Raw genomic sequence first — 25,914 nt, 5'->3', positions numbered from 1 at the left:
GCCGGCCGTCTAACCATGGCCGGCGATGAGACGGATGACGAAACCCCTGTTTCCGGCCGCGGCCCTGGTCCTGGCCTTGATCTCGGCCCTGGTCCTTGCCGCGCCGACCGCGCGGGCCGAGGCACTGGCGGTGCAACTGCGCGGCCGGGCGCCGGCCGAATCCGCCGGCTTCCTGGTCGCCCAGGCGCGCGGCTATTACGCCGAGGAAGGGCTGACCGTGCGGCTGCTGCCCGCGGACGAGGCGGCCCCGCCCTTCGAGACGCTGGCGCGGGGCGAGGCCGACCTGGCGGTGGCCTGGATGCCCATTGCGCTGGTCGCCCGCGAAAACGGCCTGCCCGTGGTCAATATCGCCCAGGTCTTTGCCCGCCCGGCGCTGCGGCTGACCTGCCTGCGCGAGACGGGGGTGACGGGTGCCGCCGATCTGCGCGGCAAGACCATCGGCAGCTGGTTCGGCGGCACGGAATATCCGCTGCAAGCCTGGCTGAACCGGCTGGGGCTGGTGGCCGATGGCAGCCTGTCCGGCGTCACCCTGCTGGCGCAATGGCCGGGGGCCGAGATGCTGCGCCAGAAACAGGCCGCCTGCATCAGCACGCTCAGCCACGACCCGGCGACGGGCGAGGGGCTGGTCGAACTCGACCCGCAGGAGCAAGGCGCCGCGGTGCTGGAGGACGGGCTCTATGTCCTGCCCGGCACCCTTGCCGGGCCCGAGGCCGAGGCGCGGCTGGCCCGGTTCCTGCGCGCCAGCATGAAAGGCTGGCGCGAGGCAGTCGCCGCACCCGAGGACAGCGCCCGGCTGATCCTTGGCCCCGACCCCGATCCGGGCGCCTTGCAGCGGCAGGCGGGAATGCTGCGCGGCATCGCCGGGCTGCTGTCGGCCACCGGCGCGCTGGACGAGGCCGACTATCGCCGCACGGTCGAGACCCTGCGCAGCGGCGGCGACCGCGCGGTGCTGCGCCGCGACCCGCAGGGCGCCTTCACCGCCGCCGTCAGCGACCGCGCCGCGCCACCCGCAGCCGCCGCCCCAGACCGCGACGCCGCGCCGCTGCGCTGATCGCGATGCCCCCTTGCCGGTCCCGCCGGGCGCGGGCAAGAGAGGGCGCATGAGCGACGACACCCCTTCCCCACGCCACAGCCCCATCGAAGATGCCCAGGGCCTGGCCTATGGCAGTTTCATGGCCGCGGTCGGCGTGCTGCTGCTGACGCATCTGGGCTTCGTCACCGGCCAGACGGCGGGGCTGGCGATCCTGATCTCCTATGCGACGGGCTGGGGCTTCGCGCCGGTCTTCTTCGTGGTGAACCTGCCGTTCTACTGGCTGGGTTATCGCCGGCTGGGGCTGGGCTTCATGCTGAAATCCTTCATCGCCGTGGCGGCGATGTCGACGCTGGTCGCCATCCTGCCGGCGGGGCTGCAATTCGGCCATGTCCACCCGGCGGTCGGGGCGCTGCTGGTGGGTTTCCTGACCGGCTCGGCGCTGCTGGCGCTGTTCCGGCACGGCGCCTCGCTGGGCGGGGTGGGCATCGTCGCGCTGTATCTGCAGGATGCCACCGGCTTTCGCGCCGGCTGGACGCAGCTGATCTTCGACGCCTGCCTCTTTGCCTGCGCGCTGATGCTGCGCGACTGGCAGCTGGTCGCCTGGTCATTCCTGGGCGCGCTGGTGCTGAACCTGGTGATCGCGATCAACCACCGCCGCGACCGCTATGTCGTCTAGCAGGCTGCTGAAAAAGTCCTTGCGACAGGACGGCGCGGGCGGCGAACCGGGAAATCCGCCTCAAATTTTCCAAAAACACCCCATTTTCGGGCCGATATCAGCTGGCTCCAGAACGATTTCCGCTGCGTCGCCCTCTCAAGATCCTTTTTCAGCAGCCTGCTAGGGGGCGGCTCAGGCCGCCACCCCCAGCGCGCGCTTGACATTCGCGGTCCAGCCCAGCAACCGCTGGCCGCCCTCGACGATCGCCGGCCGCTTCATCAGCGAAGGCTTGGCCGAAAGCATCTGCAGGGGCGTGCCCGCGCGTTCCTCATCGGACATGCCGCGCCAGGTCAGGCTGGCCCGGTTGACCAGCTTCTCGCCGAAATCGGCGATCATGCGCTGCCATTCGTCGCCATCCAGCGGCGCCTTGGAGACGTCGCGGAACTCCACCTGCCAGCCCGCCGCCTGCAACTCGGCCTGCGCCTTCTGGCAGGTCGAGCAATGGGCGAGGCCATACATCTGAAGCCGCCCCGCCATCACGAACGGCCCTGGGCAAGCGGGTGGGAAAGGAAAGGTGCCTGGGTCATGCGTTCTTCGCTCCTTCTTGGGGGTTGGACGGGCTAGTGGCCGGCGTCATGCAGCCGGGCGCGGATGCGCCGCATCCCCAGCCAGACGCCCAGCACGGCGACGGGGGTCAGGGCCGCGACCAGCACCGCCTTGTCGATATGCAGCGCCTGGGCCAGCGGGTAAAGCGCATAACCCAGCAGGCCCACCGCGTAATAGCTGATCGCCACCACCGACAGCCCCTCGACCGTGTGCTGCAGCCGCAATTGCAGGTCGGCGCGCCGGTCCATGCGCTGCATCAGCTCCTGGTTCTGGGCGCTGCGCTGGACATCGACGCGGGTGCGCAGCAATTCGCCCGCGCGTTCGCTGCGATCCAGCATCGCCGAAAGCCGCTTCTCGGCCGATTTCGCGGTGCGCATGGCGGGCAGATAGCGGCGGGCCATGAACTCGGTCAGCATCTGCCCGCCCATGAAGCGGGTCTCGCGCAGCGAGGCGACGCGGTCCATGACGATGGCCTCATAGGCCGCATTGGCGCCGAAGCGGAAGGCATGCTGGGTCGCGGCGCTTTCCAGCCGGGTCGAGACCGACAGCAGATCCTGCAGCACCGCATCGGCGGGGCGGGCATCGTCGCTCATGCCCTGGACGATGTCGCTGAGCTGCGGGTCCAGCGCATTCAGCTGCCGGGTCAGGTCGCGGGCGCGGCCCAGGCCCAGCATGGACATGGCGCGATAGGTCTCGAGGTCCAGAAGCCGCTGGACGATGCGGCCGATCCGGCCGGGCTGGGTGTCGGGCCGGACGAAAAGCGCAAAGCGCATCCAGCCGGCCGGGTCGATGCGGAAATCGCCGGCGACCACCGCCGCCTCCTCCAGCACCCAGACCGAGGCCATGCTATCGGCCGCGAACCATTCCGACAGCCGCGGCAGGATCTCGGCCGGGTCATCGGGCAGGAAATCGACCTGGATCATCGCTGCGGCGATTCGCTTGCCCGGCGCCTGGTGCTGCCAGTCCTCGGGAAAGATCGCCCCGGCCGAAGGATCGAAGGGCCGCGGCGGCAGCCCCGGCGCAAAGGCGGCATAGGTGACGAACTCGGTATGGCTTTCCCAGCGCAGCTGGTGGCGGCCAAGCTGCGCCGTGTAATGGCCCGCGCTGGTGTCGGGTCGCGGCGCGCCGTGGCGGGCGCAAAGCTGCGCCAGATGCGCGACATCCCTGCCCCGGTCGCGGTTGGCGGCGTCGCGCGGCTCCTTGATCGCCAGATAGACCGCCGTGCAGGGCGCCTTGAGCCGCGGCGAGGGCCGGGCATGCAATTCGTTCACCAGGGCATAGCGCTGGGGGTGTTCGTCTTCGTCGTTCATGGCCGCATGATTAGCCGCAGGCGCATTTCCCGCAACAGGAAAACCCAGCGATTCCGCGGCGCTGGCAAATCTGCCACGGCAAGCCGCGCCGCATCAGGATTTCGTGAACCCCCGCCGCATTGCCGGGCAGGCCGCAGCGGGGCAAAATGGGGCAAAACACCGGATCCGGGGGCGGGACATGATGACGGGCTGGCTGGGACGTATCGTCGCATTGGTGCTTGTGCTTGGGCTGGCGGCCTGCGGCCCCAGCAAGTTCAAGACCTATTCCGGCCCGCCCGTGACCCAGGTCGTGGTCAACAAGGGCGCGCGGCAGATGCTGCTTTTGAACGGCAACACGGTGCTGAAGGCCTATCGCATCGGGCTGGGCAACGAGCCCCTTGGCCACAAGCAGTTCGAGGGCGACGGCCGCACGCCCGAGGGGCTTTACTACATCGACCGCCGCAACCCCGACAGCCGCTATCACCTGTCCATCGGCATCTCCTATCCCAACCCGCACGACTCGGTGCAGGCGGCCGAACTGGGCCGCAGCGCCGGCAGCGACATCTTCATCCACGGCCAGGGCCCCGAGGGCCGCGTCCTTTCCCGGCAGAAGCTGGACTGGACCGCCGGCTGCATCGCCGTCACCGATGCCGAGGTCGAGGACGTCTATGCCATGGTCCGCGACGGCACGCCGATCCTGATCACGCCCTGACCGGCCGCCGCGGGGGCGATTCGGCCTATCGGGGCGGCCATGCCGATTCCTGGAGGCCGTGGCCTCGCTGCCTGATCTCGGCCAGGGCCCGAGGGTTGTCCCCTTTACAGGCAAAAGCTGGACTGGCCTGCCCGCTGCATTGCCGTCACCGATGCCAAGGTCGAGGACGTCTATCATGACGCGACGCAACGCCGATCCTGGCTGCGCCCTGGCCGGCCGCTACGGGGCGGCCGTGCCGATTCCTGGAGACCGTGGCCTCGCTGCTTGATCTCGGCCAGGGCCCGAAGGTTGTCCCCTTTACAGGCAAAAGCTGGACCGGACCGCCCGCTGCAGCGCCGTCACCGATGCCAAGGTCGAGGACGTCTATCGTGACGTGACGGAACGCCGATCCTGGCTGCGCCCTGACCGGCCGCTGCAGGGGGCGATTCTGCCTATCGGGACGGTTGCGCCGGTTTCTCGGGATGGGCGTTTCGCCGCGTAATCCGGCCTCTTTCGGCCGGGGGTCGAGCGGGGTGGCCGCCATACGCGCAGAGCTTGTATGGCAGACCTGTTCAAAAGGGCATATACTCATCGGCGGCGCCAAGGATTAACAATTTACATTAAAATGTTAACTCCAAGTTCCATCCCTTCATGTACCTGCCCCCCATCATCCATGACGCGCTGATCGATTCAGCCGAGACCGAGGGTTATGTGCCCGGCGCCATCGAAAGCGTCATGCGCTTCGGCCCGCATTCCCGCTGGTGTGCGGGGGTGATCGCCGCCTGTTCGACCAAGCGCTCGCAGGCCCTGGCCACGCGCTGCGCGCTGCTGATCCCGCGCAAGGGCAAGCGCACGCTCAAGCTGGCGGTGCATCCCTCGCTGCCGGCCGATGTGATAAAGTCGATGCTGAACGCGATCTGAACGCGATCTGATCCGGCAGCCGGCAGGGCCGCGCCGGCTTCAGATGCGGCCGATCTGCTCGGGCAGGATGACGGTGAAGCGGCTGCCCTGCCCGCGTTCGCTTTCGATGCGCAGCCGGCCGCGATGCCGGTTCACGATATGCTTGACGATGGCCAGGCCCAGCCCGGTGCCGCCCTGCTCGCGCGAGCGATGGGTATCGACGCGATAGAAGCGCTCGGTCAGGCGCGGCAGGTGCTGGGGATCGATCCCCTCGCCCTGGTCGGCGACGCAGACCGACCAGGCCGGGCCGCGCAGCACCGGCTCATGCGCCAGCCGCTCCAGCGTCACCGTGGCCACCCCGCCGGCGCCGCCGTATTTCACCGCATTCTCGATCAGGTTGTGAAACACCTGCACCAGCTGGTCGGCGTCGCCCGGCACCGGCACCTTGCCGGCCGGCGCCTGCAACTCCAGCCGCACCCCGGCAGCCGTGGCCGCGGGCGCCAGCGTCGCCACCACGCTGCGCAAGAGCCCGGCCAGGTCCAGGTTCTGCGCCGGGCGGCGGCGCTCGTCCTGCTCGACCCGGCTCAGCGACAGAAGGTCGGCGACCAGCCGGTTCATCCGCCCCGCCTCACGCTCCATGATGTCGAGGAAACGGTCGCGCGCGGCCGGATCGTTGCGGGCCGGGCCGCGCAAGGTCTCGATGAAGCCCATCAGCGCCGTCAGCGGCGTGCGCAGCTCGTGGCTGACATTGGCGACGAAATCGCGGCGCATCTGCTCGGTCTCCTCGTCGCGCGAGCGGTCCTCGATCGCCACCGCCGCGCCGACCAGCCCCGGCGCCCGCAGGGCCGTGACCGTCACCTCGCAGAACACCCGCCGGTCGGCCGCGCCCAGGGTGACGGCCAGCCGCGCCCGCTCCTGCCCGGCCAGCACGGCATCCAGCGCGGCATTCACCTCGGGGTGGCGCAGCACGGTGACAAAGGGCCGCCCGCCCGGCACCGCGCCCAAAAGCGCCTCGGCCGCCTCGTTCGCGCCGATGATGCGCGCATGGCCGTCCACCGCCAGCATGGCCACCGGCACGCCGCGCAGCAGCGCGTGCAGCCGCTCTTCGATCATCCGCGGGCGACCTGCGCCAGCCCCTGGCGGAAGCGGGCGGCGTTGCGGTGATAGCCCTCGGCCGATTTCAGCAGCCGCTCGCGCGCCGCCTCGTCCAGCTCGCGCACCACCTTGCCCGGCGCGCCCATGACCAGAGAGCCGGGCGGGATCACCTTGTTCTCGGCGATGAGCGCCCCGGCGCCGATCAGCGAACCGGCGCCGATCAGCGCCCCGTTCAGGATGATCGCGCCCATGCCGATCAGCGCCCCGTCCTCGATGGTGCAGCCGTGCAGGATGGCGCGGTGGCCGATGGTGCAATTCGCACCGATGCTCAGCGGATAGCCGATGTCGGTATGGCAGACCGTCAGGTCCTGCACGTTCGAGTTGCGGCCGACGCGGATCTCTTCGTTGTCGCCGCGCAGCACGGCGCCGAACCAGACGCTGGCACCCGGCTCCAGCACGATCCGGCCCATCAGCTGCGCATCCGGCGCCACCCAGGCGTCGTCGGCGATTTGCGGCGCGATGCCGTCCAGTTCCCAGATCATGCGCTTTCCTCCTCCATGAGCGCGCGGACGAAGGGGCCCAGCCCCACCTGCCGGGCGCGGCGCATCCGTTCGGCCCGCAGGATGGTCTTCAGCGCCTCGGCGCTGCGGTCCAGGTCGTCGTTGACGACGACATAGTCGTATTCCGCCCAATGGCTGATCTCGTCGCGGCTCTTGCGCATGCGGGCGGCGATGACCTCGGGCGCGTCCTGCTGGCGCCCGACCAGCCGCCGCTCCAGTTCGCGCAGGCTGGGCGGCAGCACGAAGATCGAGATGACATGCCCGCCCAGCGACGAGGCGCGGATCTGCTGGCCGCCCTGCCAATCCACGTCGAACAGCGTGTCGCGCCCGGCGCGCATCGCCTCTTCGACCGGGCCGCGGGGGGTGCCGTAGAAATTGCCGAAGACCTCAGCATGTTCCAACATCTCGCCGGCGCCGACCATGGCGCGGAACTGCTCGGGGCTGCGGAAATAGTAGTGCTCGCCCTCGACCTCGCCGGGGCGCGGCTTGCGGGTCGTGGCCGAGACCGAAAAGCGCAGGCCGGGATCCCAGTCCATCAGCCGCCGTGCCAGCGTCGATTTCCCCGCCCCCGAGGGCGACGACAGGATCACCAGAAGTCCGCTGCGCTCCATGCTTCTCCGCCTTGTTCCCCGCGTTCCAGCGCCGCCTGAATGACCCCGCCCGCCAGCGGGGTCAAGCCCCGCGCGGGGGCGCAGGTTTTTAACCACCGGCAAAGAAATCGCTCGGCAGCCGGGGGCGAAGGGGCTAGATTTGCGGCAGGGGTTGGTTTCACGGGTGGCAGGGTAAGGCCGGACGAATGTCGAACGACCACGGACAGGACGGGGATTCCCCGCACGGGGCCGATTCGCCTCGGGGCCAGCCCGGCAAGCTGCTGCACCTGGCCGATTACGAACCCGTCCAGGTCGAGCGCACCCTGGGCGAATTGCGCGGCTATTGGGAAGGGCTGCGCCATGGCCGCGCCATTCCCGACCGCGCCGATGTCGAGCCGCGCGGCATCCGCCGGTCGCTGGACTATGCCTTCATCCTGGAACGCATCGCGCCGGGTGCAGCCCGGTTTCGCCTGGCCGGGCGCCATCTCATCGACCTGATGGGGATGGAGGTGCGGGGCATGCCGCTTTGCGCCCTTCTGAACACCAGTTCGCGCGGCCGGCTGTCGGACGTGCTGGAAAGCGTGTTCCGCGCGCCCCAGATCGCCGAGATCGCGCTGGCCTCTCCCGCCGGCTACGGCCGTCCGGCACTGGAGGGGCGGATGCTGCTCCTGCCGCTGCGCTCGGACCTGGGGGACGTGACGCGGGCGCTTGGCTGCCTGGTCGCCGAGGGCCGGATCGGCGAGGCGCCGCGCCGCTTCGACCTGCTTTCGGACATTGTCTCGCCGGTCATTCCCGGCGCCAGGGTGCTGGAGCCCTCGCCCTCGCGGCAGGGCTTTGCCGAGCCACCGCAGCGCTGGAAGGGCGCGCCGCCGGCCGATGCCGCCGCGCCCCTGCCCCGCGACGCCAACCCCGAGGAACGCCGCGCGCGGTTCCACCTGATCCGCAATGACAAGCCGCCAAAACCGCCCGGCTCCCGTCCCTGATCGCGGAACGGACCTCTGTCGGCGCCCATGGACCGGTGCGCCGCCTGATAATGCCGCCGCATCCTGCCCGCGATGCCAGGCCCGAGGAGCGCCGGGCGCGGTTCCGCCTGGCCCGCAACGACAGGTCGCCAAAGCCGCCCGGCACTCGCCCTGATCTCGGAACCGGCCTCTGCCGGCGCGCATGGACTGGCGCGCATGAAAAAGGGCGGCAGAGCCAAGGCCCGCCGCCCTTGTCATTTCCCGTCGCGCCGGGTTCAGCCGGCCTTGGCCTGCCGGCTTGCGCCGTTGACGCGGCGGCTGCGCAGCTCTTCGGCCACCAGGAAGGCCAGTTCCAGTGACTGGCTGGCGTTCAGCCGCGGATCGCAGGCGGTGTGATAGCGGTTCGACAGATCCTCGTCCGTGACCGCGCGCACGCCGCCGATGCATTCGGTGACGTCCTGCCCGGTCATCTCGAAATGCACGCCGCCGGGGATGGTGCCTTCGGCGCGATGGACGGCGAAGAACTCGCGCACCTCGCGCAGCACCGAATCGAAGGGACGGGTCTTGTAGCCCGAGGCCGACTTGATGGTGTTGCCGTGCATCGGGTCGCAGGACCAGACGACATTCGCCCCCTCTTCGCGCACCGCCTTGATCAGCCGCGGCAGGTGGTCGCCGACCGAGCCGGCGCCGAAGCGGGCGATCAGCGTCAGCCGGCCCGGCTCGTTTTCCGGGTTCAGCCGGGCGATCAGCGCCTTGAGGTCGCCCTCGCTGATCGAGGGGCCGCATTTCAGCCCGATCGGGTTCTGCACGCCGCGGCAGAACTCGACATGCGCGCCGTCGACCTGGCGGGTGCGGTCGCCGATCCAGATCATGTGCCCCGAGCCCGCGACCGGCAGGCCGGTGGTCGAATCGATCCGCGCCAGCGCCTCTTCGTATTCCAGCAGCAGGGCCTCGTGGCTGGTGTAGAAATCCACCGTCCCCAGCCCATGCGCGGTTTCCGAGGTCACGCCCGCCGCCGCCATGAAGGCCATGGCGTCGCTGATCCGGTCGGCGATGTCGCGATAGCGCGCCGCCTCCTCGCCGCCGGTGAAGTCGCTGATCCAGCTTTGCACCCGGTGGATGTCGGCATAGCCGCCGGTCGAGAAGGCGCGCAGCAGGTTCAGCGAGGCCGCGGCCTGGGTATAGGCCGCCAGCATGCGCTGCGGGTCGGGGATGCGCGCCTCGGCGGTGAAGTCGAATCCGTTGATGATGTCGCCGCGATAGCTGGGCAGCTCCTGCTCGCCGATCTTCTCCATCGGGGCCGAGCGCGGCTTGGCGAACTGGCCCGCCATCCGGCCGACCTTGACCACCGGCAGCTGCGCGCCCCAGGTCAGCACGACGGCCATCTGCAGCATGACCTTGAAGGTGTCGCGGATGTTGTCGGCCGAGAATTCGGCAAAGCTTTCGGCGCAGTCGCCGCCCTGCAGCAGGAAGGCGCGGCCCGCCGCGACCTCGCCCAGCGAGGCTCTCAGCCGGCGCGCCTCGCCGGCAAAGACCAGCGGTGGGTATTTGGCCAGCAGCGCCTCGACGGCGGCGACGGCGTCCTGGTCGGGATAGTCGGGCATCTGGACGCGCGGATAGGCGCGCCAGCCACGCTTGTCCCATGCCTGTGCCGGGGTCGCGGAACTGGAATTCGTCGGTGCCATGATCCTATCCTTCATGCAAGCGGTGCCTGCCATATAGAGGGTGCAGGACCAAAGGAAAAGCCTTGCACGCGCCGCGATTGCCTGCTGATCTGCCGCGAATTCCTGACGCGCGACCGACATGCCAGACCACGATCCAGCAGTCCCCCCCGCTCCGGGGCCGAATCCGGCCCCCGCGCTGCGCTATGTGTTTTTGTTGCTGGACCGCTTCACCATGGTCTCATTCGCCGCCGCGATCGAGCCCCTGCGGCTGGCCAACCGGCTTTCCGGGCGCGAGCTTTACGAATGGCGGCTGATCGGCGAACAGGGCGAGACCGCGCTTTGCTCGAACGGCGCGCGCATCCTGCTGGACGGCCCGCTGGCCGAGACCCGGCGCGGCGACACGGTGCTGGTCTGCGGCGGGCTGGACGTGGCGCGGGCGGCCACGCGGCCGGTGCTGGCCTGGCTGCGGCGCGAGGCCCGGCGCGGCACCCGCATCGGCGCGCTTTGCACCGGCGCCTGGGTGCTGGCCGAGGCCGGGCTGCTGGACGGCCGCCGCGCCACCATCCACTGGGAAAACCAGGACGGCTTTGCCGAGAAATTCCCCGATGTCACCCTGATCCGCACCGTCTTCGTCGAGGACGGCAACCGGCTGACCGCCGCCGGCGGCACCGCCGCCATCGACCTGATGCTGCGCCAGATCGCCCGCGACCACGGCGCGGAACTGGCCAGCCGCGTGGCCGACCAGATGATCCACACCGCCATCCGCTCGGAAGAGGACCAGCAGCGCCTGTCCAGCCCCGGCCGGATCGGCGCGCACCATCCCCGGCTGGCGCAGGTTCTGGCCCGGATGGAGGCCAATATCGAGGATCCGGTCAGCCCGGCGCGGCTGGCCGCCGAGGCGGGCCTGTCGCCGCGCCAGCTGGAACGGCTGTTCGCCCGCCACCTGGGCCGCTCGCCCAAGCGCTATTACATGGAGCTGCGGCTGGAACGGGCGCGCCACCTGCTGCTGCAGACCCCGATGAGCGTGATGGAGATCGCCCTGGCCTGCGGCTTCGCCTCGGCCGTGCATTTCTCGAAATGCTATCGCGCGACCTATGGTTGCACGCCCTATCGCGAACGCGGCGCGGCCGGGGCGCATTAGCGGAACTTCCGCTGCGGCAAGTGCCCGATCGCGCGCCTTCCGCGGTCGCCAACACGCTTTTCTTTTCATTCGCGCGCTTATAACCTGTCAGACAGGACAATGTTCCACTCAGGGAGACGACTGATGAAAAAGCTTCTTCTGGCCAGCGCCGCCGGAGCCTTGCTTGCCGGTGCCGCCGGCGCCGAGGAAATCAAGATGGGCATTTCGCTGGGCCTGACCGGCCCCTTGGAATCGATCTCGCCGGCAATGCAGAAAGGCGCGGAACTGGCGATGAAGGAGGTCTCGGACAGCGGCAAGCTGCTGGACGGCTCGACCGTGACCCCGGTGGTCGCGGACAACACCTGCATCGACGCGGCCGCCTCGGTTGCCGCCGTCACCCGGCTGGTGACCGCCGAAGGCGTCAAGGGCGTCATGGGCGGCATGTGTTCGGGCGAAACCATCGCCTCGCTCGAACAGGTCGGCGTGCCGCAGGGCGTGGTGATGATCTCGCCCTCGGCGACCTCGCCCGCGCTTTCGACCATCGACGACAAGGGCTTCTTCTTCCGCACCTCGCCCTCGGACGCGCGCCAGGGCGAAGTCATGGCCGACATCGTGCTGGAACGCGGCATCAACAGCGTCGCGGTGACCTATACCAACAACGACTACGGCAAGGGCCTGGCCGACAGCTTCGCCGACGCCTACAAGGCCAAGGGCGGCACCGTCACCGTGGTTTCGGCCCATGACGACGGCAAGGCCGACTATTCGGCCGAGGTCGCGGCGCTTGCGGCCGCGGGCGGCGATGCGCTGGTCGTGGCGGGCTATGCCGACCAGGGCGGCTCGGGCGTCATCCAGGGCTCGCTCGACACCGGCGCCTTCGAGGTCTTCGTGCTGCCCGACGGCATGGTCAACAACGTGCTGGTCGAGAAGTTCGGCACCCAGCTGGAAAACTCGTTCGGCCAGAACCCCTCGGCCGAGGGCGAGGGGCATGACAAGTTCGACGCGCTCGCCAAGGAAGCCGGCTTCGACGGTACCTCGGCCTATGCCGGCGAATCCTACGACGCCGCCGCGCTGATGCTGCTGGCCATGCAGGCCGCCAAGTCCTCGGACCCCACGGTCTACAAGGACAAGGTGATGGAAGTCGCCAACGAGCCCGGCGAAAAGATCTATCCGGGCGAGCTGGCCAAGGGGCTGGAGCTGCTCGCGGCGGGCCAGGACATCGACTATGTCGGCGCCACCTCGGTCGAGCTGATCGAGCCGGGCGAAAGCGCCGGCGTCTATCGCGAGGTCGATTTCAAGGGCGGCAAGCTGAACGTCATAGGCTATCGCTAAGGCCCGCAGGTCGCGGAAAGGGTCCGGTCTCCGGGCCCTTTTCACAATCAAGAACAATCCCGTAAGGGAAATTCTTCATGCAACGCATGAAGCTGGGGAGCACTATGATCCAGGTCCACGACCTGCACAAGCATTTCGGAGGCTTCCGCGCCGTCGATGGTGCCAGCCTGACGATCGAGACGGGCTCGATCACCGGATTGATCGGCCCGAACGGCGCCGGGAAATCCACGCTTTTCAACGTCATCGCCGGCGTTCTGAAACCGACGGCCGGCCGCGTGACCATGGCCGGCGAGGACATCACCGGCCTGCCGCCGCACGAGCTGTTCCACAAGGGGCTGTTGCGCACCTTCCAGCTGGCGCACGAGTTTTCCTCGATGACGGTGCGCGAGAACCTGATGATGGTGCCCGGCGGGCAATGCGGCGAGACGCTGCTGAACACCTGGCTCCGCCGCGGCCGCATCCGCGAGGAGGAGCGCGCGCTTCGCAAGAAGGCCGACGAAGTGCTTGAGTTCCTGACCATTTCCCATGTCGCCGACGAAAAGGCCGGCAACCTGTCCGGCGGGCAGAAGAAGCTGCTGGAACTGGGCCGCACCATGATGGTGGATGCGAAGATCGTCTTTCTGGACGAGGTCGGCGCCGGGGTGAACCGCACGCTGCTGGGTACCATCGGCGATGCCATCGTGCGGCTGAACAAGGAGCGCGGCTATACCTTCTGCGTGATCGAGCATGACATGGATTTCATCGGCCGGCTTTGCGACCCGGTGATCGTCATGGCGGCGGGCAAGGTTCTGGCCCAGGGCTCTGCCGACAGCATCATGAAGAACGAGGCGGTGATCGAGGCCTATCTGGGCACCGGCCTGAAGAACAAGGTCGCGGCCGAGGTGGCCGAGGAAGCCGCCTTCGGCGAAAGCCACGGCGCCCAGCCCGGCCTGGGGGCCGAGGCCGGCCGCGGCGGCGACGGCAAGCCAGCGGGAGAGCTGTGATGGCAGAGCCCTATCTTTCCGCCACCGACATGCGCGGCGGCTATGGCAAGGCCGACATCCTGAACGGCTGCACCCTGACGGTCGAACGTGGCCAGATCGCCGTGATCGTCGGCCCGAACGGCGCCGGCAAGTCGACGGCGATGAAGGCCGTCTTCGGCATGCTGGCCCTGCGCGAGGGCAAGGTCGCGCTGGCCGGCGAGGACATCACCCGGCTGACCCCGCAGGAGCGGGTGCGCAAGGGCATGGGCTTCGTGCCGCAGACCCACAACATCTTCCCGACCATGACGGTCGAGGAAAACCTGGAGATGGGCGCCTTCATCCGCGAGGACGATTACCGCGACACCATGGCCCAGGTCTATGAGCTGTTCCCGGCGGTGGCCGACAAGCGCAGGCAGAACGCCGGCGAATTGTCGGGCGGCCAGCGCCAGCAGGTCGCCGTCGGCCGGGCGCTGATGACCCGGCCCAGCCTGCTGATGCTGGACGAGCCGACCGCTGGCGTCAGCCCCATCGTCATGGACGAGCTGTTCGACCGCATCATCGAGGTCGCCCGCACCGGCATCTCGATCCTGATGGTGGAACAGAACGCCCGCCAGGCGCTGGAGATCGCCGACATCGGCTATGTGCTGGTGCAGGGCGCCAACCGTTACACCGACAGCGGGCAGGCGTTGCTGGCCGATCCCGAGGTCCGCCGCACCTTCCTGGGGGGCTGAAGATGGACATGCTGAACGCCCTCGTGGCCATCCTGAACTTCGTGGTGATCCCCGCCGCCTCCTATGGCGCGCAGCTGGCGCTTGGGGCGCTGGGGGTGACGCTGATCTACGGCATCCTACGCTTTTCCAACTTCGCCCATGGCGACACCATGGCCTTCGGCGCCGCGCTGGTGATCCTGATCACCTGGGGGCTGCAGGCCATCGGCATCGGCCTGGGCCCGCTGCCCACGGCGCTGCTGGCCCTGCCCTTCGGCATCGCGCTGACCGCGGTCTTCATCCTGGGCACCGACCGCGTGGTCTATCGCTTCTATCGCAGCAAGCGCTCGGCCCCGATCATCCTGGTCATGGCCTCGGTCGGGGTCATGTTCATCATGAACGGGCTGACGCGGCTGATCATCGGCGTCGACGAGATCCGCTTCGACGACGGCGCGCGCTTCCTGGTCAGCGTGCAGCAGTTCCGCGCCTGGACCGGGCTGTCCGAGGGGCTGTCGCTGCGCGTCAGCCAGGCGCTGACGCTGGTGGTGACGGCGCTGGCCTGCTGGGCGCTGTTCCGCTTCCTGAACCGCTCGCGCGCCGGCAAGGCGATGCGGGCCTATTCCGACAACGAGGACCTGGCGCTGCTGTCGGGCATCGACCCCGAGCGGGTGGTGCGCCTGACCTGGCTGATCGCCACCGCGCTGGCGGTGACGGCGGGCACGCTTTACGGGCTGGACAAGTCCTTCAAGGTCTTCAACTATTTCCAGATCCTGCTGCCGATCTTTGCCGCCGCCATCGTCGGCGGCCTCGGCAATCCGCTGGGCGCGGTGGCGGGCGGCTTCATCGTCGCCTTCTCCGAGGTGGCCGTGACCTATCCCTGGCGCAAGATCGCGACCTACCTGGGATTCGAGCCCCAGGGGCTGCTGCAGCTTCTGTCCACCGAATACAAGTTCGCGGTCAGCTTCGTGATCCTGATCGTGGTCCTGCTGTTCCGGCCGACCGGCCTGTTCCGCGGCAAATCCGTCTGAGGAGGGCGTTTATCCATGTCGAATACACGTCAAGCCGAAGCGGTCAGCCCCTGGCGCGCGCCGGTGCTGTTCCTGATCCTGGCCGCGCTGTTCCTGGCCGAGGGCAGCTTTCGCAACGCGCTGTTCTCGGGCAGCTGGAACACGGCGCTGGCCATCCTGAACATGGGGCTGATCTCGGCCGTCATGGCCCTGGGCGTCAACATGCAATGGGGCTATGCCGGGCTGTTCAACGCCGGCGTCGTGGGCTTCCTGGCGCTTGGCGGGCTGGCGCCGGTGCTGGTCTCGACCGCGCCGGTGCAGGGCGCCTGGGCCGCCGGCGGGCCGCGGCTGATCCTGGCGCTTCTGGTTGGGCTCGGCACGCTGGTGCTGGCGGCGCAGGTTTGGCGGCGCATCTCCGGGGCCTGGCGCGTCCCGGCGCTGGTCGCGGTGCTGGTGGCGGGCTTCGTGGCCTATCGCTGGCTGTTCGATCCGGCGGTGATGGCGATCGAGGCGAACAATTCCGCCCGCGCCGGCAATATCGGCGGGCTGGGCTGGCCGGTGCTGCTGTCCTGGCCGGTGGGGGCGCTGTTTGCCGCCGCGGCCGCCTGGGGCGTCGGCAAGGTGGCGCTGGGGCTGCGCTCGGACTACCTGGCCATCGCCACGCTGGGCATCGGCGAGATCATCGTCGCGGTGATGCGCAACGAGGAATGGCTGTCGCGCGGGGTCAAGAACGTCTCGGGCATCCCGCGCCCGGTGCCCTATGAGCTGGACCTGCAGGGCAATGCCGATTTCGTGGCCCGCGCCGCCGAATGGGGGATGAGCCCGGCCGTCGCCTCGGGCGTCTGGGTCAAGCTGCTTTACGCGGGCCTGTTCGGGGCGGTGCTGCTGGCGCTGATCCTGCTGGCGGAACTGGCGCTGAAATCGCCCTGGGGCCGGATGATGCGCGCGATCCGCGACAACGAGACCGCCGCCGAGGCCATGGGCAAGGACGTGACCCGCCGGCATCTGCAGATCTTCGTCATCGGCAGCGCAGTGATCGGCCTGGCCGGCGCGATGATGGTCACGCTGGACGGGCTTTTGTCGCCCAACAGCTTCAATCCGCTGCGCTATACCTTCCTGATCTGGGTGATGGTGATCGTCGGCGGCTCGGGCAACAACTGGGGCGCGGCGCTGGGGGCGATCCTGGTCTGGTTCCTGTGGATCAAGGCCGAGGTCTGGGGCCCCGAGCTGATGCGGCTGGTCACCGGGCCGCTGCCCGCGGGCGCATTGCGCGACCACCTGCTGGGCAGCGCGCCGCATATGCGCTTCATCGCGCTGGGGGTGGTGCTGCTGCTGGTGCTGCGCTTTGCGCCACGGGGGCTGGTGCCGGAGAAGTGATGGGAGGACGTCACGGGGGCTTTGCCCCCGCACCCCCAGGGTATTTGGAAAACGGAGAAAGGTGCGGGTCTGCGCCTTTTCTCACGCTGCGGTGAGGGTGATCGGCGTCCGGTCGCCCTGGGCGAAGCGACGCAGCACCGCGGGGTAGAGCCGGTGTTCCTGGACCAGGACGCGGGCGGCCAGCGTCTCGGCCGTGTCGCCGGGCAGGACCGGCACCCGCGCCTGGCCGAGGATCGGGCCGGCGTCGAGTTCGGGCGTGACCAGGTGGACGGTGGCCCCGGCCTCGGCATCGCCGGCCTCGATGGCGCGGCCATGGGTGTGCAGGCCGGGATATTTCGGCAGGAGCGAGGGGTGGATGTTCAGCATCCGGCCCTGGAAGCGCTGCACGAAATCCGGGGTCAGGATGCGCATGAAGCCGGCCAGGCAGAGGATGTCCGGTTCCGCCGCCAGCAGCGGTTCCAGCAGCGCCGCCTCGAAACCGGCGCGGTCGCCGGGATAGGCGCGGTGGTCCACCGCGAAGCTCGGCACGCCCAGGGCCTGCGCCCTGGCCAGCCCCGCCGCCTGCGGGTCGTTCGAGCCGACGATCACCGGGCGGGCCGGGTGGCTGCCGGTCATCGATTCGACCAGCTGGACCATGTTCGAGCCGCCGCCCGAGATCAGGATGGCGACGCGTTTCACCGCAGCCGGCCGGAGTAGCGCACGCCCGCGCCGGGGCGGACATGGCCCAGGCGGACCACCGTTTCGCCCTGCGCCTTCAGCAGCGCCTCGAGTTCGGCGGCACGCTCGGCGGCCACGGCCAGGATCATGCCGATGCCGCAGTTGAAGGTCTTGAGCATCTCGGCATCAGCGATGTCGCCGGCCCCGGCCAGCCAGTCGAAGACCGGCGGCAGGCTGAAGCTGTCGAGGTCCACCTCGGCCCCGAGGCCCTGGGGCAGGACGCGCGGCAGGTTCTCGGTGATGCCGCCGCCGGTGATATGGGCCGCCGCATGCACGCCACCGGCGCGGATCGCCGCCAGAAGCGGGCGCACGTAGAGCCGCGTCGGCACCAGCAGCGCCTGGCCCAGCGTGCCCGCGGCAAAGGGCGCGGGCGCCGACCAGTCGAGCCCGGCGTGGTCGGCCACCCGGCGCACCAGCGAGAAGCCGTTGGAATGCACCCCGTCCGAGGCGAGGCCCAGCAGCACGTCGCCATCCGCGACGCCCGCCGGCAGGGCCGTGCCCCGCTCCATCGCGCCGACGGCGAAGCCCGCGAGGTCGAAATCGCCGCGCGCATACATGCCCGGCATCTCGGCCGTCTCGCCGCCGATCAGCGCGCAGCCGGACCGGCGGCAGCCCTCGGCGATGCCGTTGATGACCCGCGCCGCCTCATCGACCGACAGCTTGCCGGTGGCGAAATAATCCAGGAAGAACAGCGGCTCGGCACCCTGGCAGACCAGGTCGTTCACGCACATCGCCACCAGGTCGATGCCCAGCCCGTCAAGCTCGCCCGTGTCGATGCCGATGCGCAGCTTGGTGCCGACGCCGTCGGTCGCGGCCACCAGAACCGGGTCGTCATAGCCGGCCGCGCGCGGGTCGAAGAGCGCGCCGAAACCGCCCAGCCCTTCCATCACGCCGGGGCGGCGGGTGGCGGCGGCGGCGGGCTTGATCCGCTCGACCAGCGCATTGCCCGCGTCGATATCCACTCCGGCCTCGGCATAGGACAGGCCGCTCTTGCGCTGCTCGGTCATCTTCGGGATCCCCTTTGCTTTGACGCCCCGATAGCGCAGGCGGGCCGCGCAGGCAATGTGCCCGCTGCGACCGGGCGCGGATTTGGCCCCGGCGCCCCTGCCGCGATCCGGCGCGGCGGCTGTTGTCGGCCCCCGCCGCCGGGCATTAAGATCAATATGCGACCATAACGAAGCCATGCGGCGAATCAAATGCCTGCCACGCTGAGTCTGATGGGATCCGTGCGCCTGCGCGGCGCCGGCGGGGCGGATCTCACCCCCCGCAGCCAGAAGGCTCGTGGCGCGCTGGCATTGCTGGGCACGGCGCCGGACCTGCGGCTCAGCCGCGCCCGGCTGCAAGACCTGCTGTGGAGCGAGCGGGGCCGGCAGCGCGGTTCCGACAGCCTGCGGCAGATGCTGCGCGAGCTGCGCGCCGCGCTGGGTGCCGAAAAGGGCATCCTGCTGACCGGCGTGGGCTGGGTGGGGCTGGACGCCGAGCGGCTGCGCATCGACCTGACCCCGGTCTATGACGCCGGCGGCGCGCCGATCGAGTTCGCCGCCGACATCGACGTGCCCGACCCCGAGTTCGAGACCTGGTTGCGCGACATGCGCCTGCGGCTGACGCCGGATTGCGACGGTCCCAGCATCCTGCAACGGCCCCTGCCGCCCCCGCCCCTGCCCGAGCCCTGGTGCGCGGGCGAGCCCGCCCCCGGCGATTACGTCGTGGCCTTGCAGCCGGTCGAAAGCAACGACGCCCGCGCCCATGTCATCGGCGAGATGATCCTGAACGAGGCCGCCGCCCGCGCCTGCGAGATGATCCCGGCGGTGCTGGCCGACCGGCACTCGGCCGGGGCGCCGCAGGCCGGCATCCAGATCGGCGCCATCTGCTATGCGGCGGGGACCGACTGCTCGCTGATGGTGGTGATGCGCGACCTGGCCACCGGCGCGCGCGGCTGGACGCGGCGCTTCACCATCCGCGCCGCCGACGAGACCGCGACCATGCGCCATGCGGTGGCGCAGATCGCGGTGGCGCTGCTTGACCGGGCGCGGCGGACCGCGCCGCCGGCGCAGGGGCTGACCTTCCCGGTCTGGGACGTGTTCAGCTATTCCCGCGACCGGCTGGAATCGGCCGACCGCATCCTTGCCGCGATGCCGCGGGAACGGCAGAGCGGCGTGGCGCTGGCGCTGCGCTCCTATCTGCGCAACACGCTGATCAGCGAGCGGCTGACCGAGGATCCGGCGCGCTGCTCGGACGAGGCCGAGGCCTTTGCGCGGCAGGCGCGCGACCTGGCGCCCGCCAACCCCTCGGTGCTGGCGGTGGCCTCGCTTTCCGCCTCGTGGCGGCGGGATGCGGTAGGGGCGCTGGAGCTGGCGCAGGCCGCCTGCCGCAACGATCCCGACAACGAGCTGGCCTGCCATGCGCTGTCCCAGGCGCTGACCGATGTCGGCCGCGACCTCGAGGCGCTGGAGGCGACCGAGCGCGGCGCCCGCGGCGCCCTGGCCGAGCTGGGCCCGGCCTCGTGGCTGATGCGCCGCGCCGTGGTGCAGCTGCGGCTGGGCCGGCTGGGCGATGCCGAGAACTCGGCCGCGGCCGCCTTTGCCTTCGCCCCGGACAACCGGCCCTCGCTGCGTTTCCTGGCGGCGCTGCGCTATCATCGCGGCGACGTGGCCGGCGCCGCCGACGCCCTGCGCCACCTGCGCCGGATCGAGCCGGATTTCTCGCTCGAGCTGATGGCCGAACCGGATTATCCGGTCGCGCCGCTGCGCATGGCCCGGCTGATGGGGATCACCCGCTCGGGGCTTTGAGGCCGCCGCGGTCAGGGCGAGACCAGCACCTCCAGCACGATGGGCGCCCCGCCCCGGCCCGGCTCCAGCACCAGCCGGGCGCGGCCGGGGGCGACGGCGACAAAGGCCAGGACAAGGGGCGGGCCGGCATCCAGCCGGGGCAGTTCGGGGCCGGCAAGGATCGGTGCGCCCTGCAGCCGGGCCAGGCGGGGGTCGCGGGCCGCGGCCTCGGACAGGCTGTTCAGATGCACCTCCAGCCGGTCGCCGCAGCGCAGGGCCACGGGGCCCGAGATGTGGTCCTCGTGCAGCACGCAGGTCATGGGCCGGTGCCGCGGCGGATAGCGCAGCGGCGGCGCGCCCGTCGCCATCGCCCGCTGCATGCTGTCGAGCCAGGCGCCGCGCAGCCGCGCGGCCGTCAGGTCCGCCCGGTCCAGCCGCGCGCCGGTCAGGTCGGCGCGCTCCAGCACCGCACCGCGCAGGTCGGCATCGGACAGGTCCGCCAGCCCCAGGCTGGCCCGCGACAGGTTGGCGTTGCGAAACCGCGCCCGCGGCGCGCGGGCCGACCACAGGCTTGCATCCGACAGCTGCGCGTCGGTCAGGTCGGCCTCGGTCAGGTCGGCATAGGACAGGTCGGCACCCACCAGCGTCATGCCCGACAGGTCCAGCCCGGCCAGGTCGGACCCGGCCAGGTGCAGACGGCCCATCGTCGCGATGCGCCGGACGATCTCGGCGCGGGTGTATTCCGCCATGCTCCCTCTCTCGGACAGTCCTCGCCAAGAGTGTGCGGCCAGTCAAGTGCCCGGAGGCGGCTGCCTCCGCCTCCGGGCTACCGGATCGTCAGTCACCCAGGTCAGACTGGATCCAGTAACGCTTGCGAAAGCCGCGCACGCATTCGATCTCGATGCCCTGGCGGGCGACGAGACGGGCGGTGTTGCTGCGGATTCCGTATCCTATTTCCGTGGTGCCCGGCAGGGTGCGCAGGCTCAGCGGCGCCGCGCCGCGCGCGGCCAGGTCGCGCATCAGCCGCGCCGAATGCTGCGCCAGGATGCGGGTGATCGACTGCGGCTCGGGCTCGGGCAGGCCCTCGGGCCGCACGGGCGGCGGCGGGTCGTCGGGCAGGCCGTGGCGATGGGCGCGCACCGGCATCCGCTCGGCCACCCGGCGCAGGGTCGATTCGATGCGCAGCACGGTGCCGTCCGGCCGCATCGCCAGCCGCAGCGTCCCGGCATCCGGGGTCAGCACCGGGATGCCGTCGATCGCCTGGCGGAATTGCACGATGATCTCGTCCAGGCTTTCCGCCGGGGGCTCGTCCAGCCGGCGCAGGCTGGCCGTCGCCGAAAGCGCCAGCGAGACGCGGTCGAAGACCAGCTCGATCCCCGCCGGCAGAAAGCCGTATGACCGCAGCACGGACCGGGCGCGGCTGACCAGGGCGCGGCGTGGCGGCATCTCGCGCAGGCCGCGACCCGGCGCGGCGGGCTCCAGCTCCAGCAGGATGTGCCCGTCCGGCCGGCGCTGAAAGCGCAGCGCCCCCTGGCCCACCGAAAGCGCGCCCTGCGCATCGAGGGCGGCCAGCGCCGGGTCCAGCCCCAGCCGCGACAGCACCGAGCGGGCCAGGGCGCGATCCTCGGACACCGGGACCAGCCGCACGGCGCCGAACTCGGCCGGGGGCTCGGTCAGCGCCGCCTCGCGCTGGTAAAGCGCCTGGGGCGCGTGCCAGCGCCAGGCCCAGCATTGCGCCGCGACGCGCTGCGCCGCAAAGCGCCGCTCGCCGAACAGCATGGCCAGCGCCGCATCGCGGTCGGGCGCGCAGGCGCAGGCGACCGGGCTTTGGTCGGGGGCCACGTCCCAGGCCCCGTCCAGCCAGGCCTGGGCAAAGGGCTTGCCCATCTGCCAGTGGCGCCAGAAATTCGCGCCATAGCGGCCGGAATCCCAGCAGATCGAATCGAAGCCGAACAGCATCCGCAGCCCGGCATTGGCCCGCGCCCAACTGTAAAGCGGGCTGAAGCCTCGCCCGACGCGCAGCGACTGGCTGGTGGACCAGAACAGATAGCGCAGGCCGTCGGTGCCAAGCCGCATCCGTTCGGCGGTCAGGCAGGCGTCCGTCCCGGTCCAGAGCGCCCCCATCGGCAGGTGGAACACCCCGTCGTCGCCCATCCGGCCATGGCCGGCGTGATAGAACACCCGCACCGAATCCATGTCCCGGCCCGGCGCATGTTCCATCGCCTGCCGGTCGTAGATCCAGGACTTCACCGCCGCGTCCCGGCGCCAGAAATCCGGCGTGGCGAAGCGGTCCACCGCATCCAGAAACCCGCCCGCATCGCGATGGGCGGCATGCAGCGCACCGGCGGCGCGATAGGTCTCGACGCTGCAGGCGCCGTAAAGCCGGCTGGCGGGGCCGGGCATGTCCGCGGCTTCCGCAGGATCCGCCGCCGCCTCCGTTTCCCAACCCGGCCGGGGGTGCAATTGCTGCATCCCATCGAATCCGGGACCGGATCGGGAAACGAAATCTTCCATGCCGAAGCTCCTTGCAGGACACGCGCCGGATCCTTCGGACCCGGCAGGCGGACGCGGTCACAGGTTGCGTCGAAGCTAGGCCGGGCGGCGTGAACTGAACGTGAATCGACGCTTAATGCACAAATGGCCGGGAAATCCCCGCATCCGCCCGGAAAGCAAAGGTCCGGTCCGGGCGCAATTAGACGAATCAGCGCCCCTCGCCCACCCCCGCATGCGGCGCCATGCCCAGGGAAAGCTCGCGCGCGGCCTCGATCACCGCCTCGGACATGGCCTCGAGCCGCGCGTCCGACATGCGCAGGCTCGGCCCCGAGACCGAGATCCCCGCCGCCGCCTCGCCGGCCAAGTCGAAGATCGGCGCGGCGATGCAACGCATGCCGGGCGTGCGCTCTTCGTTGTCCAGGGCATAGCCGCGGGCGCGGATGCGGGCCAGATCGTCCAGGAGCGCCTGGGGGTCGGTCAGCGTCATCTCGGTGAACCGCTCCAGCCGCATCTCGCGGATCATCCGCTTCAGGTCCGCCGGCCGGGCATGGGCCAGAAGCGCCTTGCCGATCCCCGAGGCATGCAGCGCCGAGCGCGTGCCGGGCGGAAAGAAGGCGCGGATCGTCTCATGCGTCTCGGCCTGGCTCAGGAACAGCACGGCATCGCCGTTCAGGATGCCCAGGTTCGCCGTCTCGCCCGTCACCTCCATCAGCCGGCGCAGCAGCGGCCGCGCCCGCTCGACCAGGCCCGAGCGGCGCATGAAGGCCGAGCCGTGGCGAAAGGCCGTCGGCCCGACATGCCAGGCCTGGGTCTGGCTGTCGCTTTCCGCCACGCCGCGCGCCGCCAGCGTCACCAGCACCCGATGCACGGTCGAGGGCGCCATCTCCAGGCGCTGCGCGATCTCGGTCAGCGTCAGCCCGCTGGAGACCGCGATCAGGTCGAGGATGTCGAGCGCCCGGTCCAGCGCCCGGATGCCGCCCGAATCCTCGGCGCCCAGGCCGCCGGCGCGGCCCCTGGGACGGCCCCTTTTGCGGATCTGAACCGACATTCAATTTTTCCTTTCGACAACTTTTTCATTTTCTTGAAAATCACGGCTTGGCTTTGGAAAAGACCAACCGGCTGATTCCACGTCACTTTAGGCCATTTTTCCGCGATTGCGAAATATTTTTCAGAAAAATTGCATCAATGGACAGCAAAACGTAGCTTGGTCCACAAGCGCAGGAGGAATTGCCATGACCAGTCAGAACCCGATCTTCATCCCCGGCCCCACCAACATCCCCGAGGAGATGCGCAAGGCCGTGGACATGCCCACCATCGACCACCGCTCGCCGGTGTTCGGCCGGATGCTGCATCCGGCGCTGGAGGGGGTGAAGAAAGTCCTCAAGACCACGCAGGCGCAGGTGTTCCTGTTCCCCTCGACCGGCACCGGCGGCTGGGAAACCGCGATCACCAACACGCTGTCGCCCGGCGACAAGGTGCTGGCGGCCCGCAACGGCATGTTCAGCCACCGCTGGATCGACATGTGCCAGCGCCACGGGCTGGACGTGACCTTCGTCGAGACCCCCTGGGGCGAGGGCATCCCCGCCGACCGTTTCGAAGAGATCCTGGCCGCCGACAAGGGCCACGAGATCCGCGTCGTGCTGGCCACGCATAACGAGACCGCGACCGGGGTGAAATCCGACATCGCCGCCGTCCGCCGCGCGCTGGACGCCGCCAAGCACCCGGCCATGCTGTTCGTCGACGGCGTTTCCTCGATCGGCTCGATGGATTTCCGCATGGACGAATGGGGCGTCGACATCGCCGTCACCGGCTCGCAAAAAGGCTTCATGCTGCCGCCGGGGCTGGCCATCGTCGGCTTCTCGCCCAAGGCCATGGCGGCGGTCGAAAGCGCGCGCCTGCCGCGCACCTTCTTCGACATCCGCGACATGGCGACCGGCTATGCCCGCAACGGCTATCCCTACACGCCGCCGGTCGGCCTGATCAACGGGCTGAACGCCAGCTGCGAGCGCATCCTGGCCGAGGGGCTGGAGAACGTCTTTGCCCGCCACCACCGCATCGCCGGCGGCGTGCGCGCCGCGGTCGAGGCCTGGGGGCTGAAGCTCTGCGCCGCCCGCCCCGAGCTTTATTCCGACAGCGTCAGCGCCATCCGCGTCCCCGAGGGCTTCGACGCCAACCTGATCGTCAGCCATGCGCTGGAGACCTATGACATGGCCTTCGGCACCGGCCTGGGCCAGGTCGCCGGCAAGGTGTTCCGCATCGGCCACCTGGGCAGCCTGACCGACGCCATGGCGCTGTCCGGCATCGCCACGGCCGAGATGGTGATGGCCGACCTCGGCCTGCCGATCAAGCTGGGCTCGGGCGTCGCTGCCGCGCAGGAACATTACCGCCAGACCACCGCCGCCGCGCAGAAGAAAGCCGCGTGATGAAGGACAGCGAGATGTATATCCCGACCTACGAGGACATGCTGGCCGCGCATGAGCGGATCAAGCCGCATATCCGCCGCACGCCGATCCGCACGTCGGACTATCTGAACGAGCTTGCCGGCGCGCAGCTGTTCTTCAAATGCGAAAACTTCCAGGAGCCGGGGGCCTTCAAGGTCCGCGGCGCCACCAATGCGGTCTTTGGCCTTGACGAGGCGCAGGCGGCCAGGGGCGTCGCCACGCATAGCTCGGGCAACCATGCCTCGTGCCTGAGCTACGCCGCGATGCTGCGGGGCATCCCCTGCAACGTGGTCATGCCGCGCACCGCGCCGCAGGCCAAGAAGGACACGGTGCGCCGCTATGGCGGCAAGATCACCGAATGCGAGCCCTCGACCTCGTCGCGGGAAGAGACCTTCGCCAAGGTGCAGGCCGAGACCGGCGGCGATTTCGTCCACCCCTATAACGACCCGCGGGTGATCGCGGGCCAGGGCACCTGCGCCAAGGAGCTCATGGAGCAGACCGACGGGCTCGACGCCCTGGTGGCCCCCATCGGCGGCGGCGGCATGATCTCGGGCACCTGCCTGACGCTGTCGACGCTGGCGCCCGAGGTGAAGGTGATCGCGGCCGAGCCCGAGCAGGCCGACGACGCCTATCGCAGCTTCAAGGCCGGCTACATCATCGCCGACGACGCGCCCAAGACCGTCGCCGACGGCCTGCTGGTGCCGCTCAAGGATCTGACCTGGCATTTCGTCAAGAACCACGTCCACGAGATCTATACCGCCTCGGACGCCGAGATCGTGGACGCGATGAAGCTGATCTGGAAGCACCTGCGCATCGTGATGGAGCCCTCCAGCGCCGTGCCGCTGGCCACCATCCTGAAGAACCCGGATGCCTTTGCCGGCAAGCGCGTCGGCGTCATTGTCACCGGCGGCAATGTCGATCTCGACAAGCTGCCCTGGAACTGAACCC

The 25,914-nt window shown here is 69.8% G+C and carries 25 protein-coding genes; 14 read left to right on the top strand and 11 right to left on the bottom strand.

Annotation, left to right across the window (positions count from 1 at the left end):
- The first annotated feature begins 34 nt into the window (after positions 1-34).
- Together E3U25_RS05300 and E3U25_RS05295 are read left to right on the top strand one after the other, a co-directional pair.
- Positions 35-1,051 (top strand): ABC transporter substrate-binding protein, encoded by a 1,017-nt coding sequence (locus tag E3U25_RS05300; RefSeq protein WP_244294946.1) that lies wholly within the window; start codon positions 35-37, stop codon positions 1,049-1,051.
- A gap of 49 nt (positions 1,052-1,100) precedes the next feature.
- The gene (locus E3U25_RS05295; RefSeq protein WP_036753965.1) at positions 1,101-1,709 is read left to right on the top strand and encodes a YitT family protein; all 609 of its coding nucleotides are present in this window, start codon (positions 1,101-1,103) and stop codon (positions 1,707-1,709) included.
- Between the two features lie 171 nt (positions 1,710-1,880).
- Here E3U25_RS05295 and E3U25_RS05290 read toward each other — a convergent pair whose 3' ends face one another.
- The gene (locus E3U25_RS05290) at positions 1,881-2,225 is read right to left on the bottom strand and encodes an arsenate reductase family protein (RefSeq protein ID WP_072460891.1); all 345 of its coding nucleotides are present in this window, start codon (positions 2,223-2,225) and stop codon (positions 1,881-1,883) included.
- Between the two features lie 83 nt (positions 2,226-2,308).
- Positions 2,309-3,604 carry a DUF3422 family protein gene (locus tag E3U25_RS05285; protein WP_072460698.1) on the bottom strand — a complete coding sequence of 432 codons (1,296 nt, stop codon included), beginning with the start codon at positions 3,602-3,604 and terminating at the stop codon, positions 2,309-2,311.
- A 181-nt stretch (positions 3,605-3,785) separates the two neighbouring features.
- On the opposite strand from E3U25_RS05285, the gene E3U25_RS05280 reads away from it, so the two are divergent.
- Positions 3,786-4,295 (top strand): L,D-transpeptidase family protein, encoded by a 510-nt coding sequence (locus E3U25_RS05280; RefSeq protein ID WP_036754065.1) that lies wholly within the window; start codon positions 3,786-3,788, stop codon positions 4,293-4,295.
- A gap of 630 nt (positions 4,296-4,925) precedes the next feature.
- On the top strand, positions 4,926-5,195 hold the full coding sequence (locus E3U25_RS05275) for a hypothetical protein (RefSeq protein WP_036753958.1): 270 nt from the start codon (positions 4,926-4,928) through the stop codon (positions 5,193-5,195).
- Positions 5,196-5,234: 39 nt separating this feature from the next.
- Here the strand turns inward: E3U25_RS05275 and E3U25_RS05270 are convergent, their stop codons facing one another.
- The 3 genes from E3U25_RS05270 to gmk are packed head-to-tail and all read right to left on the bottom strand — an operon-like array spanning position 5,235 to position 7,440.
- Positions 5,235-6,287 carry an ATP-binding protein gene (locus E3U25_RS05270; RefSeq protein WP_036753955.1) on the bottom strand — a complete coding sequence of 351 codons (1,053 nt, stop codon included), beginning with the start codon at positions 6,285-6,287 and terminating at the stop codon, positions 5,235-5,237.
- Positions 6,284-6,811 (bottom strand): gamma carbonic anhydrase family protein, encoded by a 528-nt coding sequence (locus E3U25_RS05265; RefSeq protein WP_116221016.1) that lies wholly within the window; start codon positions 6,809-6,811, stop codon positions 6,284-6,286. Before E3U25_RS05265 ends, E3U25_RS05270 begins: the two co-directional genes overlap by 4 nt.
- The gene (gene gmk, locus E3U25_RS05260) at positions 6,808-7,440 is read right to left on the bottom strand and encodes a guanylate kinase (protein ID WP_116221017.1); all 633 of its coding nucleotides are present in this window, start codon (positions 7,438-7,440) and stop codon (positions 6,808-6,810) included. Before gmk ends, E3U25_RS05265 begins: the two co-directional genes overlap by 4 nt.
- Before the next feature lie 185 nt (positions 7,441-7,625).
- Between gmk and E3U25_RS05255 the strand changes: the two genes are divergently transcribed.
- Positions 7,626-8,402, top strand: coding sequence for a PAS domain-containing protein (locus tag E3U25_RS05255; protein WP_116221018.1), 777 nt, complete (start codon positions 7,626-7,628; stop codon positions 8,400-8,402).
- Positions 8,403-8,656: 254 nt separating this feature from the next.
- On the opposite strand, the gene E3U25_RS05250 is transcribed toward E3U25_RS05255, so the two are convergent.
- Positions 8,657-10,066, bottom strand: coding sequence for a class II 3-deoxy-7-phosphoheptulonate synthase (locus E3U25_RS05250; protein ID WP_036754062.1), 1,410 nt, complete (start codon positions 10,064-10,066; stop codon positions 8,657-8,659).
- A gap of 118 nt (positions 10,067-10,184) precedes the next feature.
- Here E3U25_RS05250 and E3U25_RS05245 point away from each other — a divergent pair, with 118 nt between their 5' ends.
- From E3U25_RS05245 to E3U25_RS05215, 6 genes are all read left to right on the top strand, one after another.
- On the top strand, positions 10,185-11,186 hold the full coding sequence (locus E3U25_RS05245; protein WP_114535432.1) for a GlxA family transcriptional regulator: 1,002 nt from the start codon (positions 10,185-10,187) through the stop codon (positions 11,184-11,186).
- Positions 11,187-11,309: 123 nt separating this feature from the next.
- Positions 11,310-12,494 carry an ABC transporter substrate-binding protein gene (locus E3U25_RS05240; protein ID WP_036753941.1) on the top strand — a complete coding sequence of 395 codons (1,185 nt, stop codon included), beginning with the start codon at positions 11,310-11,312 and terminating at the stop codon, positions 12,492-12,494.
- Between the two features lie 104 nt (positions 12,495-12,598).
- On the top strand, positions 12,599-13,477 hold the full coding sequence (locus E3U25_RS25015) for an ABC transporter ATP-binding protein (protein WP_036753939.1): 879 nt from the start codon (positions 12,599-12,601) through the stop codon (positions 13,475-13,477).
- Positions 13,477-14,187 (top strand): ABC transporter ATP-binding protein, encoded by a 711-nt coding sequence (locus tag E3U25_RS05225; protein ID WP_036753937.1) that lies wholly within the window; start codon positions 13,477-13,479, stop codon positions 14,185-14,187. The genes E3U25_RS25015 and E3U25_RS05225 overlap by 1 nt, the downstream gene beginning before the upstream one ends.
- 2 nt (positions 14,188-14,189) lie before the next feature.
- Positions 14,190-15,191, top strand: a complete 1,002-nt coding sequence (locus tag E3U25_RS05220; RefSeq protein WP_036753934.1) for a branched-chain amino acid ABC transporter permease — start codon at positions 14,190-14,192, stop codon at positions 15,189-15,191.
- 15 nt (positions 15,192-15,206) lie between these two features.
- Positions 15,207-16,547 (top strand): branched-chain amino acid ABC transporter permease, encoded by a 1,341-nt coding sequence (locus E3U25_RS05215; protein WP_072460703.1) that lies wholly within the window; start codon positions 15,207-15,209, stop codon positions 16,545-16,547.
- An 81-nt stretch (positions 16,548-16,628) separates the two neighbouring features.
- On the opposite strand, the gene purN is transcribed toward E3U25_RS05215, so the two are convergent.
- Both purN and purM read right to left on the bottom strand, forming a co-directional pair.
- Positions 16,629-17,225 (bottom strand): phosphoribosylglycinamide formyltransferase, encoded by a 597-nt coding sequence (gene purN / locus E3U25_RS05210; RefSeq protein WP_036753929.1) that lies wholly within the window; start codon positions 17,223-17,225, stop codon positions 16,629-16,631.
- Positions 17,222-18,271, bottom strand: a complete 1,050-nt coding sequence (gene purM / locus E3U25_RS05205; protein ID WP_116221019.1) for a phosphoribosylformylglycinamidine cyclo-ligase — start codon at positions 18,269-18,271, stop codon at positions 17,222-17,224. The genes purN and purM overlap by 4 nt, the downstream gene beginning before the upstream one ends.
- 210 nt (positions 18,272-18,481) lie before the next feature.
- On the opposite strand from purM, the gene E3U25_RS05200 reads away from it, so the two are divergent.
- Complete coding sequence (locus E3U25_RS05200) at positions 18,482-20,053, top strand: SARP family transcriptional regulator (RefSeq protein WP_240540446.1); 1,572 nt, start codon at positions 18,482-18,484, stop codon at positions 20,051-20,053.
- Between the two features lie 11 nt (positions 20,054-20,064).
- On the opposite strand, the gene E3U25_RS05195 is transcribed toward E3U25_RS05200, so the two are convergent.
- The 3 genes from E3U25_RS05195 to bhcR all read right to left on the bottom strand — a co-directional run bounded on the left by E3U25_RS05195 (position 20,065) and on the right by bhcR (position 23,573).
- Positions 20,065-20,781, bottom strand: a complete 717-nt coding sequence (locus E3U25_RS05195) for a pentapeptide repeat-containing protein (protein ID WP_036753920.1) — start codon at positions 20,779-20,781, stop codon at positions 20,065-20,067.
- Between the two features lie 88 nt (positions 20,782-20,869).
- Positions 20,870-22,435 carry a DUF6345 domain-containing protein gene (locus E3U25_RS05190; RefSeq protein WP_181180830.1) on the bottom strand — a complete coding sequence of 522 codons (1,566 nt, stop codon included), beginning with the start codon at positions 22,433-22,435 and terminating at the stop codon, positions 20,870-20,872.
- Between the two features lie 298 nt (positions 22,436-22,733).
- Positions 22,734-23,573, bottom strand: coding sequence for an HTH-type transcriptional regulator BhcR (bhcR, locus tag E3U25_RS05185; protein ID WP_116221020.1), 840 nt, complete (start codon positions 23,571-23,573; stop codon positions 22,734-22,736).
- Between the two features lie 184 nt (positions 23,574-23,757).
- Between bhcR and bhcA the strand changes: the two genes are divergently transcribed.
- The gene (gene bhcA / locus E3U25_RS05180) at positions 23,758-24,948 is read left to right on the top strand and encodes an L-aspartate--glyoxylate aminotransferase BhcA (RefSeq protein ID WP_036753911.1); all 1,191 of its coding nucleotides are present in this window, start codon (positions 23,758-23,760) and stop codon (positions 24,946-24,948) included.
- Positions 24,948-25,910 (top strand): beta-hydroxyaspartate dehydratase BhcB, encoded by a 963-nt coding sequence (bhcB, locus tag E3U25_RS05175; RefSeq protein ID WP_116221695.1) that lies wholly within the window; start codon positions 24,948-24,950, stop codon positions 25,908-25,910. The genes bhcA and bhcB overlap by 1 nt, the downstream gene beginning before the upstream one ends.
- Positions 25,911-25,914 lie beyond the last annotated feature (4 nt).

The organism is Paracoccus versutus (assembly GCF_029909795.1).
Classification (GTDB): domain Bacteria; phylum Pseudomonadota; class Alphaproteobacteria; order Rhodobacterales; family Rhodobacteraceae; genus Paracoccus; species Paracoccus versutus.
The sequence above is the reverse complement of the archived record's forward strand: the minus strand, read 5'-3'. Positions and strand labels throughout refer to the sequence as shown.

Coding starts and splice junctions, on each gene's coding strand:
- E3U25_RS05300 (WP_244294946.1), top strand. CDS start 35: ATGACGAAACCCCTGTTTCCGGCCGCGGCCCTGGTCCTGGCCTTGATC.
- E3U25_RS05295 (WP_036753965.1), top strand. CDS start 1,101: ATGAGCGACGACACCCCTTCCCCACGCCACAGCCCCATCGAAGATGCC.
- E3U25_RS05290 (WP_072460891.1), bottom strand. CDS start 2,225: ATGGCGGGGCGGCTTCAGATGTATGGCCTCGCCCATTGCTCGACCTGC.
- E3U25_RS05285 (WP_072460698.1), bottom strand. CDS start 3,604: ATGAACGACGAAGACGAACACCCCCAGCGCTATGCCCTGGTGAACGAA.
- E3U25_RS05280 (WP_036754065.1), top strand. CDS start 3,786: ATGACGGGCTGGCTGGGACGTATCGTCGCATTGGTGCTTGTGCTTGGG.
- E3U25_RS05275 (WP_036753958.1), top strand. CDS start 4,926: ATGTACCTGCCCCCCATCATCCATGACGCGCTGATCGATTCAGCCGAG.
- E3U25_RS05270 (WP_036753955.1), bottom strand. CDS start 6,287: ATGATCGAAGAGCGGCTGCACGCGCTGCTGCGCGGCGTGCCGGTGGCC.
- E3U25_RS05265 (WP_116221016.1), bottom strand. CDS start 6,811: ATGATCTGGGAACTGGACGGCATCGCGCCGCAAATCGCCGACGACGCC.
- gmk (WP_116221017.1), bottom strand. CDS start 7,440: ATGGAGCGCAGCGGACTTCTGGTGATCCTGTCGTCGCCCTCGGGGGCG.
- E3U25_RS05255 (WP_116221018.1), top strand. CDS start 7,626: ATGTCGAACGACCACGGACAGGACGGGGATTCCCCGCACGGGGCCGAT.
- E3U25_RS05250 (WP_036754062.1), bottom strand. CDS start 10,066: ATGGCACCGACGAATTCCAGTTCCGCGACCCCGGCACAGGCATGGGAC.
- E3U25_RS05245 (WP_114535432.1), top strand. CDS start 10,185: ATGCCAGACCACGATCCAGCAGTCCCCCCCGCTCCGGGGCCGAATCCG.
- E3U25_RS05240 (WP_036753941.1), top strand. CDS start 11,310: ATGAAAAAGCTTCTTCTGGCCAGCGCCGCCGGAGCCTTGCTTGCCGGT.
- E3U25_RS25015 (WP_036753939.1), top strand. CDS start 12,599: ATGATCCAGGTCCACGACCTGCACAAGCATTTCGGAGGCTTCCGCGCC.
- E3U25_RS05225 (WP_036753937.1), top strand. CDS start 13,477: ATGGCAGAGCCCTATCTTTCCGCCACCGACATGCGCGGCGGCTATGGC.
- E3U25_RS05220 (WP_036753934.1), top strand. CDS start 14,190: ATGGACATGCTGAACGCCCTCGTGGCCATCCTGAACTTCGTGGTGATC.
- E3U25_RS05215 (WP_072460703.1), top strand. CDS start 15,207: ATGTCGAATACACGTCAAGCCGAAGCGGTCAGCCCCTGGCGCGCGCCG.
- purM (WP_116221019.1), bottom strand. CDS start 18,271: ATGACCGAGCAGCGCAAGAGCGGCCTGTCCTATGCCGAGGCCGGAGTG.
- E3U25_RS05200 (WP_240540446.1), top strand. CDS start 18,482: ATGGGATCCGTGCGCCTGCGCGGCGCCGGCGGGGCGGATCTCACCCCC.
- E3U25_RS05195 (WP_036753920.1), bottom strand. CDS start 20,781: ATGGCGGAATACACCCGCGCCGAGATCGTCCGGCGCATCGCGACGATG.
- E3U25_RS05190 (WP_181180830.1), bottom strand. CDS start 22,435: ATGCCCGGCCCCGCCAGCCGGCTTTACGGCGCCTGCAGCGTCGAGACC.
- bhcR (WP_116221020.1), bottom strand. CDS start 23,573: ATGTCGGTTCAGATCCGCAAAAGGGGCCGTCCCAGGGGCCGCGCCGGC.
- bhcA (WP_036753911.1), top strand. CDS start 23,758: ATGACCAGTCAGAACCCGATCTTCATCCCCGGCCCCACCAACATCCCC.
- bhcB (WP_116221695.1), top strand. CDS start 24,948: ATGAAGGACAGCGAGATGTATATCCCGACCTACGAGGACATGCTGGCC.